This is a genomic window from Lactiplantibacillus sp. DA1 (assembly GCF_032681335.1).
In the GTDB taxonomy this organism is placed as follows: domain Bacteria; phylum Bacillota; class Bacilli; order Lactobacillales; family Lactobacillaceae; genus Lactiplantibacillus.
On record NZ_JAWHTQ010000010.1, the window covers coordinates 16991 to 31359 of the forward strand.

General features: G+C 46.6%; 10 protein-coding genes, 1 pseudogene and 1 riboswitch. Of the genes and pseudogenes, 5 read left to right on the top strand and 6 right to left on the bottom strand.

The window, feature by feature from the left end:
- Positions 1 to 252: 252 nt before the first annotated feature.
- The 3 genes from RXV91_RS14325 (at position 253) to cbpA (ending at position 3626) form a co-directional block, all read left to right on the top strand.
- Positions 253 to 1215: an L-lactate dehydrogenase gene (locus tag RXV91_RS14325; protein ID WP_131509336.1), complete on the top strand. Its 963-nt coding sequence runs from the start codon at positions 253 to 255 to the stop codon at positions 1213 to 1215.
- Between the two features lie 223 nt (positions 1216 to 1438).
- Positions 1439 to 2833, top strand: coding sequence for a L,D-transpeptidase family protein (locus tag RXV91_RS14330; RefSeq protein ID WP_316440412.1), 1395 nt, complete (start codon positions 1439 to 1441; stop codon positions 2831 to 2833).
- Between the two features lie 154 nt (positions 2834 to 2987).
- Positions 2988 to 3626: a cyclic di-AMP binding protein CbpA gene (cbpA, locus tag RXV91_RS14335; protein WP_003643849.1), complete on the top strand. Its 639-nt coding sequence runs from the start codon at positions 2988 to 2990 to the stop codon at positions 3624 to 3626.
- Between the two features lie 481 nt (positions 3627 to 4107).
- Here the strand turns inward: cbpA and RXV91_RS14340 are convergent, their stop codons facing one another.
- From RXV91_RS14340 to argC, 6 genes and pseudogenes are all read right to left on the bottom strand, one after another.
- A complete protein-coding gene (locus RXV91_RS14340; protein ID WP_003642074.1) occupies positions 4108 to 4614 on the bottom strand; it encodes a QueT transporter family protein in 507 nt (168 codons plus the stop codon).
- Between the two features lie 8 nt (positions 4615 to 4622).
- Positions 4623 to 4667, bottom strand: a riboswitch (PreQ1 riboswitch).
- 54 nt (positions 4668 to 4721) lie between these two features.
- Positions 4722 to 5744: an ornithine carbamoyltransferase gene (gene argF, locus RXV91_RS14345; RefSeq protein ID WP_316440413.1), complete on the bottom strand. Its 1023-nt coding sequence runs from the start codon at positions 5742 to 5744 to the stop codon at positions 4722 to 4724.
- Positions 5737 to 6906, bottom strand: a complete 1170-nt coding sequence (locus tag RXV91_RS14350) for an acetylornithine transaminase (protein WP_316440414.1) — start codon at positions 6904 to 6906, stop codon at positions 5737 to 5739. The genes argF and RXV91_RS14350 overlap by 8 nt, the downstream gene beginning before the upstream one ends.
- Positions 6903 to 7649 (bottom strand): annotated as a pseudogene (gene argB, locus RXV91_RS14355) (acetylglutamate kinase). Before argB ends, RXV91_RS14350 begins: the two are co-directional and overlap by 4 nt.
- Before the next feature lie 15 nt (positions 7650 to 7664).
- Positions 7665 to 8873 (bottom strand): bifunctional glutamate N-acetyltransferase/amino-acid acetyltransferase ArgJ, encoded by a 1209-nt coding sequence (argJ, locus tag RXV91_RS14360; protein ID WP_316440415.1) that lies wholly within the window; start codon positions 8871 to 8873, stop codon positions 7665 to 7667.
- A gap of 38 nt (positions 8874 to 8911) precedes the next feature.
- Complete coding sequence (argC, locus tag RXV91_RS14365; protein ID WP_316440416.1) at positions 8912 to 9937, bottom strand: N-acetyl-gamma-glutamyl-phosphate reductase; 1026 nt, start codon at positions 9935 to 9937, stop codon at positions 8912 to 8914.
- A gap of 267 nt (positions 9938 to 10204) precedes the next feature.
- On the opposite strand from argC, the gene RXV91_RS14370 reads away from it, so the two are divergent.
- Together RXV91_RS14370 and carB are read left to right on the top strand one after the other, a co-directional pair.
- Positions 10205 to 11272 (top strand): carbamoyl phosphate synthase small subunit, encoded by a 1068-nt coding sequence (locus RXV91_RS14370; protein ID WP_316440417.1) that lies wholly within the window; start codon positions 10205 to 10207, stop codon positions 11270 to 11272.
- Complete coding sequence (carB, locus tag RXV91_RS14375) at positions 11265 to 14327, top strand: carbamoyl-phosphate synthase large subunit (RefSeq protein ID WP_316440418.1); 3063 nt, start codon at positions 11265 to 11267, stop codon at positions 14325 to 14327. Before RXV91_RS14370 ends, carB begins: the two co-directional genes overlap by 8 nt.
- Positions 14328 to 14369: the final 42 nt, after the last annotated feature.

Below are 14369 nucleotides of genomic sequence, written 5' to 3' on the forward strand. Positions count from 1 at the left end.
TGCGTAGCGCGACGGACTAACTTGCCGAGCTACTCACAGGTGATCAACGGCTGTGCCAGTCACGTGTTTAAAAGTTAGCGTATATTAAGTGCAGTAAGTATACCACAAAGGGCTTATCGACGCCCGTCAAAGAGTTTTAAGCGCATTGTTAATAATTATATTAAAAGCATGTTCAATTTAGCACTTATTTTGCACAAACATGGTATACTTCATTTGTAAAACTAAATTTTCACTACGAGAGGATGACTTATTTTGTCAAGCATGCCAAATCATCAAAAAGTTGTGTTAGTCGGCGACGGCGCCGTTGGTTCTAGCTACGCTTTTGCCATGGCACAACAAGGAATTGCTGAAGAATTTGTAATTGTCGATGTTGTTAAAGATCGGACAAAGGGTGACGCCCTTGATCTTGAAGACGCCCAAGCATTCACCGCTCCCAAGAAGATTTACTCAGGCGAATATTCAGATTGTAAGGACGCTGACTTAGTTGTTATTACAGCTGGTGCGCCTCAAAAGCCCGGTGAATCACGTTTAGACTTAGTTAACAAGAATTTAAATATCCTATCATCCATTGTTAAGCCAGTGGTTGACTCCGGCTTTGACGGCATCTTCTTAGTTGCCGCTAACCCAGTTGACATCTTAACTTACGCTACTTGGAAATTCTCTGGTTTCCCAAAGGATCGCGTCATTGGTTCAGGGACTTCCCTAGACTCTTCACGCTTACGCGTTGCGTTAGGCAAACAATTCAATGTTGATCCGCGCTCCGTTGATGCTTACATCATGGGTGAACACGGTGATTCTGAATTTGCTGCTTACTCAACTGCAACCATCGGCACACGCCCAGTTCGCGATGTTGCTAAGGAACAAGGCGTTTCTGACGAAGATTTAGCCAAACTAGAAGATGGCGTTCGTAACAAAGCTTACGACATCATCAACTTGAAGGGTGCCACATTCTACGGTATCGGGACTGCTTTAATGCGGATTTCCAAAGCCATTTTACGTGATGAAAATGCTGTTTTACCAGTAGGGGCCTACATGGACGGCCAATACGGCTTAAATGACATTTACATCGGGACACCGGCTGTGATCGGTGGCACTGGTTTGAAGCAAATCATCGAATCACCGCTTTCGGCTGACGAACTCAAGAAGATGCAAGCTTCCGCCGCAACTTTGAAAAAAGTGCTTAATGACGGATTAGCTGAATTAGAAAATAAATAAACTTTTATCTAAATTAAATATATGATGAGCGCTCGCCTATAATAGACGGGCGTTTTTTGTGTTTGACTGCGGATAAACTAGCAGCCCATTATGCTTACACTTTCCTAATCTAAATGCTATTTTTAAAACTTTCTTATCACGATTACCGGCCCTGAAGTTTGCACTCATGTAACTTCTGTTATAAGGTGAGAATATTACAAATATATGGAGGACCAACTTAATTATGAAACATAAACGTGGACTAATGATTGGGGGCAGTCTCCTCGGTCTCCTAGTCATCGGGTACGTTGCCACCAGTTTAATCTGGCAACATCAACAAACGTTCCTCACTAACACTTCCATTGCCGGCGTTGATGTCAGCGGCAAAACTGCAGCTCAAGCCGCACCGAAAGTTAACCGGGCTTTAGAACATCGCACTTATCGGATTATTGAAAGTGGTCAGACAAAATATTCATTCACCAGTAAATCAGCCGGAATTACGATCAACACTAAAAACGACCTAACTAAGCTAGCAGCCAAGCAAAACTATTGGCGTTGGCCCCTCGCACTGTTACAATCCGCTCAGGCTGATGATAGTGCAGCAGTTGGACAGCTAACAATCAATCACACTGATCTGAAAAATTTACTACAAAAGATCACTACAACCGCTAATCAAACTAACCGCACTAAAACTGAAAATGCCAAGTTAGTTTATCGACATGACCAAGTTGAAATTAAGAAGGAAGTTCAGGGAACTGAGCTGGATCAAGCCAAACTCAAGCGCGTTGTGACTAAAGCCATCAGTAATGGTGACAGTCACATCGCCCTTAAAGCGGCTTATGTCGCGCCAACCGTCACAAGCACGAGTACCAGCTTAAAAACGGCTAAGGCCAAATCAGCTAAGTACGCCGCTGAAACGGCTACTTATAACATCAACGGCCACAAGTTCACGATTCCCCATGATTTAATCCTCAGTTGGATCAAAGTCGATCAGCAAGGCAAAGTTAGTTTAGACCAAAGCGCTGTTCTAACTTACGTAAAACAATTGAATGATAAGTATCATACCTATCATACGACGCGTCAGTTCAAGAGTACGGCGCGTGGAACCGTATCCGTCAGTGGCGGCTTTTATGGCTGGACCATTAAGACCGAAGCGGAAGCAAAGGCCCTCGCTACTGAGATTTTGAAAGGTAAAGACTTTACCCGCTCACCAATCACCAGTGGCTCTGGATATAACAACAAAGGTACCGACATTGGCAACACCTATGTCGAAGTTGACAAAGAAAATCAACACATGTACGTCTACGTCGATGGAAAGCTCAAAGTTTCAACGGACATCGTTACCGGAAAACCCGGTAAGCACGCCACAACGACTGGTGTATGGTACATCTGGAATAAGGAAAAGAACGCGACCCTTAAAGGTGATAATGACGACGGCTCAAGTTATTCCCAACCAGTTTCTTACTGGATGCCGTTCGATGACACTGGCGAAGGCATTCACGATTCGTCATGGCAGCCCCAGTATGGTGGCACTTGGTACAAGAAGCATGGCTCGCATGGTTGTGTAAATACACCACCTTCCATGATGAAAAAAGTTTTTGCTGCCGTCCCAGTCGGCACACCAGTCATTGTTTTCTAATTTAAATTTAATTTAAGTGAGCCGGTCTGATACCATTCAGACCGGCTTTTTAATCCAATTTGGCCGTCGTTTAACATCATAATGATACGTGTAAGCGGCCGTTTTATGGTATTATTTATTAAAACAAACTAATAAATCTGGGGGACCAACTGCTATGCTATTAAAAACACTCGTTAAGCCTAAAGAACGCCTCGTCACCATTACGGCGGACGCGACCTTAGAGGACGCCTTGAAAGTCTTGGAAGATTCTGGCTTCCGCTGTATTCCAATCTTAGATGAAACCGGTCATATCTTCCGCGGTAATATCTATAAAATGCACATCTATCGGCATAAATCACGAGGCGGCGACATGTCGCTTCCCGTGACGACCTTGCTTAAAAACGCCACGAAGACGATTCAAGTCGACTCTGCTTTCTACAATATCTTCTTCTCCATCAAAGATTTGCCATATATCGCAGTGCTCGATGAACACGGCTATTTCTATGGCATTCTCACCCATACACGTCTGCTTGACATGCTCTCACAATCTTGGAACGTTAACGTTGGTAGCTATGTTTTAACAGTTGTTTCTGTTGGTGAACGTGGCGACTTGGCAGCCATGGCTAAGATTATTACGAAGTATACTTCAATCGCTGGCTGTCTGACTTTAGACGTTCAAAACGGTACTCTGGGTTACCGGACGCTCTTCACCCTACCAGAAAATGTCGACAGTGAAAAGCTCAAACGGATTATTGACAACTTAAACCGTAAACAATTCAAAGTTATTGAAGTGGAAGATCTACAAGCTGAATAATAACAGTTGCCCCGAGGTTAACTTGGGGCTTTTTTAATGAAATGAATTTTCAGATCAAAAGCGGCCAACTTAAGACCGCTGGAAACAGTTCGAATTAGCGTAAACATGTCTGTCTGAAGCATCCTACCGCCGACCTCCAGACATCTCTGTCAATCGCCGGAATGTGGTGAGCGCAGATTTGAGTCGAAAAATCGCGTCTCAAATACTGGCCGTTCACGCCCTAATGCCATATTGACGAAACGTGCTCGTGTCAGCTGCGTTCCAGCAATTGCACCCAGCCCCGGAGGTCGAATTAGGACGATCATTGCTGCCGAACAACTAACAATCCAAAACACGTTGACTATTTCAAAATAATCAACCAAAAATCAAATCGGCCACCTTTCATTTCATTAAATGAACAAATAAGAGACCGGCGCAGTATGCGAAAAAATCATCTTCACATACTACGCCGGTCGTTCTTAATATTAAATTCAGTCACACCCTACTGAATCCGGTCACTAAAGTGCAAGACCCGATCCAAGCTGTACATAATTGGCGCGGTGATACTCATGATAATCAACTCTGATAAAGCGGTTGTTAGATACGTCGGCCAAAAAGCGACGCCGCTACTCATCATGGTAATCATCAATGCGATCATAAACATCGAAACGGTGAATAGCGCGATATTCAGTAACATCCGCTGCCAAACCGTCTTCAACTTGGGGGCCAACCACGTCAATACTAGTAGTGCTAGCAATGATTGACCACCACCAAAGAGAACGTTGAGGAGACTTGCTCCCGGGCCAAAGGCGTCAAACAAAATAACGCCGGCAACAATCCCCCAAATATACTTACGATTGAACACAGCTAAGTGATTCAATCCTTCAGAAACGCGGAATTGAATTGCACCCGATGCCAAGCTAAAAGCTGCGGGGCCTAGGCATAATACAACATACATTGCAGCGACCAGGGCGTTGATAATCCATGGTCGAATTTTTGATTGTGTCATTCGCTTAATTCCTCCTAGTTTTTTAACGTGGGATGGTTACGAACCACGTATTGATTGAAACAAAGCGAATATAATCGTAGCACGCTCTAGTAGTTCCCGCAAGCTTGCTAATTGAAAATGCTGGTAGGAATAAATAAGTTACCTAATGTAGCCGCCATTACCGCCTTAATTGCTGGCATCCGGTTGCCGGCCTCTTCAAAGACGACTGCCTGCTTACTCTGGAAGACATCATCCGTAATTTCAAACGCTGTCATTCCGTATTGCTGGCCCAATGTGGCCCCTAGTTGTGTCTTGAGATCGTGTAGTGCTGGCAAACAGTGCATGACAATCGTCGATGACTTGCCAGTGGCTTCAAGCAGCGCATCGTTGATTTGAAACGGCAATAATTGTTTGATCCGCTCACCATAGTCGACCTGCTCGCCCATCGAGACCCAGACATCCGTATAGAGCGCATCAGCTTGAGCAACGGCTTGTTGCGGATCAGCTGTAATCACGACCGTACTCCCGGCTGCCTGCGCATACTGTTGGGCCAAAGCGACAACTGCTGGTGCTGGTTGTAACCCTGCCGGGGCCCCGATAGCCATATTGATTCCGAGCATCGCCCCCGCTACAAGTAAACTATTGGCCATATTATTGCGACCATCACCAACGTACGCCAGTGTCAGTCCTTTCAAATGACCAAAGTGTTCCTTCAACGTTAAAAAATCCGCTAAAATCTGTGTGGGGTGCCACTCATCGGTCAATCCGTTCCAGACTGGAACACCGCTATAGGTCGCCAAGTCCTCCACCGTGCTTTGCTTAAATCCCCGAAACTCAATACCATCATACATTGACCCTAGCACTTTCGCGGTGTCAACAACTGATTCCTTCGTTCCAAATTGAATGTCGTCCTTACCTAGAAACTCTGGATTTGCGCCCAGATCATTGGCCGCCACAGTAAATGCGGAGCGCGTCCGCGTTGACGTCTTTTCAAATAACAACGCAATATTTTTCCCTTGTAAATACGGGTGTGGAATATGGTGTGCTTTAAGGGTCTTCAAATGACTAGCAAAGTCAATTAAATACGTTAATTCAGCTGGTGTGAAGTCAATCTCCTTTAAAAATGACCGACCTTCAAATTGATTATTCATTCGTCGTAACCTCCGTCGTCAAAGCTGTCAGCACTTGTGCAATCTGGGCAATACCCGCTAATAGATCGGCTGGTTGCATCACAATTGGGGGTAACAAGCGCAACGTATTATCGCCGGCCGATAATGTCAATAAGCCCTCTGCTTGCAACTGGGTGATGACCTGATTAACTGGAACTCGTTCATCTAAGTGGATCCCAATCATCAGCCCCTTACCCGTGACGCGTTTAACTACTGGTAACGGCTCAACCTGGGTCGTTAGGGCTTGCCAAACAAGCTCGGCATGGGCCCGAACAGTCGTTAACAAAGCTGGTGTTAATTGTGCCAACACACTCTTCGCTGCAGCCATGGCAACGGCATTACCGGCGAACGTCGAGCCATGGCTACCCGGACCAAAAGCCGTTGCTAATTGCCGTCGACCGACCATAGCGCCCACTGGCAGTCCATTTGCCAGACCTTTAGCGACCGTATAAATATCAGGATCCAGTCCATAACCCTCATAGGCCATCCGGTAGCCAGTCCGACCGATTCCCGTCTGTACTTCATCGATGATTAATAAAACGCCCATCGCCTGACACTTGGCATTCACAGCTTGCAACCATGCTCGCTTACCAGCAAAAACGCCGCCTTCACCTTGGACCACTTCTAAAATCACGGCCGCCAAATCCGGCGTAATTTTGTCCAAGGCCGCGTCATCGTTATAAGTTGCAAACGTAATGCCTGGTACTAATGGCGCATAACCGGCCTGAATATGGGAATTGCCCGTCATCGACATGGCGCCATAGGTCCGACCGTGAAATGAATGCTGAAACGCTAAAATTCCAGTCTTACCCGTGTACTTACGTGCTAGCTTCAACGCTGCTTCATTGGCTTCAGTTCCCGAATTGGCAAAGTATACGAGGCGGTCCTCACCGTTTACTAACAGGCCCGCAACGGTATCTTGTAACTCATTTTCGTACAAATTTGACGTGTGCCAAATGTGTGTCAATTGTTGGGTGGCAGCGGTTTGAATTTGGAATTGTTGATACCCAAAGTTGCACACCCCAATACCCGCCGTAAAGTCTAAGTAGGTCTTACCATGGTTATCAGTCAAATGAACCCCTTGACCATCCGTGATGGCAAATGGAAAACGTTGATAGGTTGGAAAGACGTGTTGCATGGTCATACGGCCACCTCCTGAATAATTGCAGTTCCTGGTTGATCGATTGCATTTGTAATCACAGCCTGCTTGACCCCCGTCTGAATAGCCGCAATGGCAGCTTGTACTTTAGGCTGCATGCCCGCAGTAATCACGGCCGTCCTAATCAGTTGCTGGGCCTGTTGCGGCGATAGTGACGTCATCACATTGCCATGATGCATAATACCTGGAACATCGGTCAGCAACACTAACTTCTCAGCATGTAGCCGCTGTGCCAGGACGGTTGCTGCCATATCCGCGTTGACATTGAGCCACTGTCCCGTGGCCGTTAACGCTAAGGGGGCTAAAACACCGATATGTTGCGCCAATAATTGTATTAGTTGCACTCGATTGACACTAGTGAGGCGGCCAACATATCCCAGTTGTTGATAATCGATCAGCTCGCCAGTCAATAACTGGTTATCCGCCGCGTTGAGCCCTAACACTGGTAATTGATGCTGTGTCAATTGTGCGAGTAACGCCGGTTGCGCATCGCCCAGCAGTGCTAATTTAGTTAACGACAAAGTCGCCGCATCCGTCACCCGCAAACCATTAACCTTGTGGACGGGGACGGCACACTGCGTCATCAACCGATTGATCATTGGCCCACCACCGTGTACGATCAGAATCTGGTAGTGCTGTTGATACCACTGTGCGATCTACTCAAAGAAAGCAGCGCTCAACTGGCTGATCGCTTGGCCCCCAATTTTAATCACAATTAATTTTGTCATTTTCACTACCTCCGCCTAAGTATGATAGCTCGCGTTAATCTTGACATAGTTGTAAGTTAGATCACAGCCCCACGCCTGACCACTCGCCGTTCCATGGTGCAAATCGACATCGATAATAATCTGCTGATCATGCAAGGTTGCTTGCACCGCCGCCAAATCAAAGTCGACAGCCAAGCTCTGCTGCACGAGTAGGATGCCGTTCATTTCAATATCGACCATTGCTACGTCGATGTCCGCATCAGTAGCACCAATCGTACTAATAATACGGCCCCAGTTCGGGTCTTCTCCAAAAATAGCTGCCTTGACAAGGTTTGAGCCAACGATCGCCTTAGCAATTTGTTGACCATCAACCGTCGTAGCTGCGTGGGTCACATTGCACTCAACTAACTTAGTCGCACCTTCACCGTCAGCCGCAATTTGCTTGGCAAGTTGGCCTAAGACATAGTGCAATGCTTGATTAAAAATATCGTAGTCTGCGGTACCGGCTTGTAAGCTAGGATTATCCGCCAAACCATTCGCTAACGTGACTACCATATCATTAGTAGACGTGTCCCCATCGACCGTAATCTGATTAAACGTCTGATCAACATTGGTGCTTAGCATCGCTTGTAGGACGTCCCCATCAACTTGCGCATCGGTTGTTACAAAACCGAGCATCGTTGCCATCTTGGGATGAATCATACCAGAACCCTTGGCAAAACCCGTCAAAGTAACCAAATGGCCACTAAGTTCACACTGCACACAGACGGTTTTCGGATGTTGGTCCGTAGTCAACACCGCGTAGGTCACGGCATCGCTCTTGGTCGGCGTCAATTGTGGCAGGCCATTTTCAATCTTGTCCATCGGCAACTGGGTACCAATCAATCCCGTTGAAGCCAGACCAATCAAATCAGGAGTAACGTTTAACTTATTAGCCAGCCAAGCTTGCTCCTGTAGGGCATTCTGCCACCCTTGTTCACCAGTACAAGAATTAGCGATTGCACTATTCAATAACAGACCTTGCAATTGATGATTCTGGTCGATCATTTGTTTAGTCAGCTTGGTCGGCGCTGCTTGAAACTGATTCGTCGTATAAGTTCCAGCTGCACTGGCAGGCACCTTTGAAAACAACCAGCCAAAGTCTTTCTTGTGACGGCGCAGACCAATATGAATACCATCACTATAAAATCCCGCTGGCCACTGAAAGGCGACCGTTTCAAATTTCGTATTCGTTAAAACTTGCATCTACATAACTTCCTCTCTTATCACACCATATTCACGATTCATGGAAATACAGGTAACGTTGGCAATCCGGTCGTAACAGCAAAATCAAAATAGCGATTGAAATTCTGAATTGCCTGTCCCGCGGCCCCCTTCATTAAGTTATCAATCACGCTCACAACCACAATGGTATTCGTGACTGGATTGTAATTTACCCCGAGCGCACAGTTGTTAGACCCGATGACATCTTTGATCGTCGGCATTCCCGTCGGTAGCACTTGCACAAACGGTTGCTCGTGATAGGTTGTCATAAATGCATCCCGGATCTGTGCTGTCGTCAGTGGTTGCTTTGCTTTGGCGTAAATCGTTGCCATGATCCCCCGCGTTACCGGAATCAACGTTGTTGTAAATTCAATCGCAGAAATGGCTGGCCACCATTGTTGCAACTGTTGCACCATTTCAGGGATATGTTGATGCTGATTCAATTTATATAAGCTCACATTGTCATTGACAGCGACATAATGACTAGCGGCCGTTGCACGCTTGCCAGCACCAGATAACCCGGACTTGGCATCGACCACAATCGAAGTCGGCTCAATCAATTGTTGTTGCACAAGTGGGGCTAGTCCTAATAATGTAGCAGTCGCATAACACCCAGGATTAGCAATGTAAGTCGTCAACGGTGATGGTATATCAGCCAAGCCGTAACTAGCCTGCGCTAGGGCGGTAACTGGTGCCGGAGCACGCTGATACCAGTGCTGATACTGCTGCGGATCACGTAAACGAAAGTCACCAGATAAATCAATGACTGGAAAATGGGCAGCAATGAATGGTAAGGCCAGTTGGCACGTAATTCCAGCTGATGTCGCGAAAAAGACCATCGCATTATCGTGCATAATGGCAGCCGCATCGAACGGTTGAATGACTGCCGTTTCCTTCTGGTACATGGTCGCCACCGTCTTTAATGGAACGGCAGGGGCATCTGCATGTCCGTACAAGTGAATACCATCAACTTGTGGATGTTGTTTTAAAAGCTGGTATAGTACCATGCCACTGTAGCCCGTAACGCCAACTAGTGCGACTTGCATATAATCACCTCAAATATTCAAAAATAGTGTCTTAACCGCATATTCATGCAACGAACATGTTTCACACTATATTCTCATCGTTTTAAAAATGCAAGCTTTATTGGTAAAATATTCATTTTTATTCTTATTTTTGAATAAAAATAGCTTTATTCAGCGTTTTATACACTAACTGTGTATTTTTAATTGACATCCATCAAAAATTGCTGTTTACTTGTTCCATTAGCAAAACGATTTTTTAATCAAATCATCAGAAAGGGTGCGATTGGGATGAACAAGTACTTAACATTAGCAGATGGCACACAGTGGATCGGAGCGGCAATCGGAGAGCGCCAACTAGAGACCGCGGGACGCATCGTCTTTAATACAGGAATGAGCGGGTATCAGGAAACGCTGACTGATCCGTCATATTTAAACCAAATGATTGCTTTTACCTATCCACTAATCGGTAATTATGGGATCGATCCGACCGTTTCACAGGCCCCAACGGTTGGCGCTCAAGCCATTATTGTTCACGAACTGGCCAGCTTCACTGACCACTACACCAGCCGCCAGTCACTTGCCAATTTTCTAACGACACACCACGTTGCCGGCATCGAAGGGATTGATACTCGTGACTTAACGATTCATATCCGCGAAACAGGCTCCCAGATGGCAATTTTAACTAATCATCCCGTCACTAACTTTAAGTCCAAGCTCGCTACTTTAACTTCACAGGACTTAGTAACCACGCCACTTCCCGCCATTACAGCTACCAAGCAGCCCCGTATCGCCATCCTCAACTTTGGTGAAAAAGCAGCAATCAGTGCTGAATTGCAGGCACGTGGGGCTGATGTTATTGTTCTACCACCAACAACTAGCATCAAGGCCATTGCTGCCTACCATCCTGACGGTATCCTGCTATCCAATGGTCCTGGTGACCCTACTGATTATGGGGACTGCTTAGCAACCATCCGCCAGTTGGCACATCGTTATCCGCTTGCCGGTATTTGCTTAGGTCATCAACTGATTGCACTTGCGTATGGTGCTCGGACTTACCAGCTTCCATTTGGTCACCACGGACTGAATCATCCCGTTCAGGCTTGTGTCGACGGTAGCATTATGATGACTTCGCAAAATCACGATTACGCGGTCGATCCAGCCTCAATCAAAGCTACACCACTAATTGTCACCCATACTGAACTAAATGATAGTAGTATTGAAGGACTGCGGCTACCTCATCAAGCGGTCATGTCAGTACAGTTCCATCCTGAAGCACATCCAGGGCCCAAAGAAGCCGGTCAATTTTTCGATAATTTCTTACTAACCATTCAAAAGGAGGCGGTCATTAATGCCTAAAAATACAACGATTCATACGATTGCTGTCATTGGCTCCGGCCCAATTAAGATTGGGCAAGCCGCTGAATTCGACTACGCTGGTACCCAAGCCTGTCTGAGTCTTAAAGCAGCCGGCTATCACGTTATTTTGATCAACTCGAACCCAGCGACCATTATGACTGATACGACTACCGCCGATGAAGTCTACTTAGAACCCTTAACTTTAAATAGTGTCACCAAAATCTTGCAAGCGACCCGTCCCGATGCCTTGCTACCAACCCTCGGCGGTCAGACAGGCTTGAACTTAGCAATGGCCCTAGATCAAGCTGGAGTCCTTAGTGATTTAAAAATTCAATTATTAGGCACGTCACTCGCCACCATTAATCAAGCTGAGGATCGGGCAGCCTTCAAGGCGCTTATGAATCAACTTCAGCAGCCAATCCCGGCAAGCACTACCGTTCACGATATTGCTAATGCATTGATATTTGCTGAAAAGATCGGCTATCCAGTCATTGTTCGTCCAGCCTTTACGCTCGGAGGAACTGGCGGCGGCATCGCCAATAATGCCGCCGAATTAACCCAAACGTTACAACGCGGACTAACCATGTCACCCGTCACCGAATGCCTGATTGAACAAAGTATTGCAGGCTTCAAAGAAATTGAATTCGAAGTCATGCGCGATAATCAGGGCACTAAGATTGTTGTCTGCTCAATGGAGAATTTTGATCCGGTCGGCGTTCATACCGGTGACTCCATCGTTTACGCACCAGTTCAGACTTTGACCGACACCGAATATCAACAGTTACGGACGGCGGCGTTAACCATTGTCGAGGCGCTCGATATCAAAGGCGGCTGTAACGTTCAGCTCGCTCAAGATCCACAAAGTCAGCAATACTATGTCATCGAAGTGAACCCGCGGGTCAGCCGTTCATCCGCACTGGCCTCCAAAGCGACTGGCTATCCGATTGCCAAAATTGCCGCCGACATCGCGATTGGTCTAAATCTAGCGGAAATCAAAAATCCCGTGACACAAACGACCTACGCTGCTTTTGAACCCGCCTTAGACTATGTCGTCGCCAAAATTCCCAGGTTTGCTTTTGATAAGTTTCCAACTGCTGATGCCCATTTAGGAACACAGATGAAGGCGACCGGCGAAGTGATGGCGATTGGTTCGACAATCGAAGAAGCCACGCTCAAAGCGATTGCGTCCCTTGAAATCAGTCCTAGCATCCAAGCAACTTTAGTACCTGACCACCCCATCACGACCGCTGAATATGAAGATCAATTAATCCACCCGACGGATCAACGTCTCTTCTATCTATTAGCAGCACTTCAAGCGGGCTGGCCATTAGCAAAGTTAGCCACATTAACTCAAATCACGCCATTTTTCTTGAGTAAACTACAACATATTACCCAACTAATTCGTAATATCAAGCAAGCCCCTACGATTAAGCACCTTTTAACGGCTAAAAAATATGGTTTGAGCTTAGCAACGATGGCCCACTACGCGCAATATTCGGTAACAAGTATCGCTACTATGACAGCTGATTTACCATTCGTTTACAAAATGGTCGACACGTGTGCTGGTGAATTTACTAGTGTTACACCTTATTTTTACAGTACCGCCTTTGGCCAAACTAACGAGAGTCAGCCACTAGGACACAGCATTCTGGTACTCGGATCAGGTCCCATCCGAATTGGCCAAGGCATTGAATTCGACTACACGACAGTTCACTGTGTCAAAGCAATTCAGCAAGCTGGCTACCACGCTATCGTTGTCAATAACAATCCTGAAACAGTTTCAACGGACTTTTCAACCTCGGATAAACTCTATTTCGAACCACTGACAATTGAACGCCTGCTGCCAATTATTGAACTTGAGCAACCAGTTGGCGTGATTGTACAATTTGGGGGACAAACGGCCATCAACTTGGCTCAACAGCTGACCGCATTAGGTATCCGGGTTCTTGGAACAAGCGTAGCGGCCACTAATCTAACTGAAGATCGACACGCCTTTGCTGACTGTCTTCATCAGTTGAGTATCAACCAGGCCACTGGTACGACCATCACTAATTTAAGTGCAGCGTTACCTGCTGCTCATGCCATTGGTTATCCCCTACTCGTTCGTCCTAGCTTTGTCTTGGGTGGTCGTGCGATGGCCATCGTGCATAATGATCAAGAATTGATACCAGTCATCAAATCAGCCGTCGCTGCGGGACACGGTGCGCCAATCTTAATGGATCAGTATCTAGCTGGCATTGAATGCGAAGTGGATGTGCTATCCGATGGCACCACTTGTTTCATTCCGGGAATCATGGAGCACATTGAAGGCGCTGGCGTTCATTCGGGTGATTCAATTACCGTCTATCCACCGCAACAGCTCAGTCCAGCGATCCAACACAAGATTGTCACGATTGCCACTAAATTAGCACAGCACTTACAATGCATTGGCATGATGAATATTCAATTTGTCGTCACCGACGATATCTACGTGATTGACGTCAATCCACGGGCCAGTCGAACAGTTCCATATATGAGCAAGGTTACCCACTTGCCACTAGCGCAACTAGCAACCCAGTTGATTCTTGGTCAAAGTTTAGCATCGCTCAACTTGCGCCCCGGACTTTTGACGCCCGCCCCGCAACAAGTCGCCGTCAAAGCCCCGGTCTTCTCCTTCAACAAACTGCCAGCAGCGCCAGTGATCTTAAGCCCGGAGATGAAATCAACCGGCGAAACGCTAGGAGTTGGTCCAACGTTCGCAACCGCTTGGCACGCGGCAATGGCTGACAGTTATCACCTTAACAATTGGCAAGTTACAGATGGTATCATCACCGATGCTGCGACCTTTGACCAACCCGAAGTTCAGGCCCTGTGCCAAACCAATCATCTTCTGGTAACAACAATCACTCACATTGCCGATTGGCCCGCCACGACCAAGGCACTCGGCTTCACACTCAATGACCACCCTGATAATCCGGTTGCCACCGCTGCATTGAACCATGGACAGCCATTAATTACGGCCCTAGACACGCTTCGGACCTTACTAGCCACTATGCCAGTAAACGTGAGTCAATAACTTAATTGTTCATGAATTTTCTCATACCGCTGCTTAGCATAA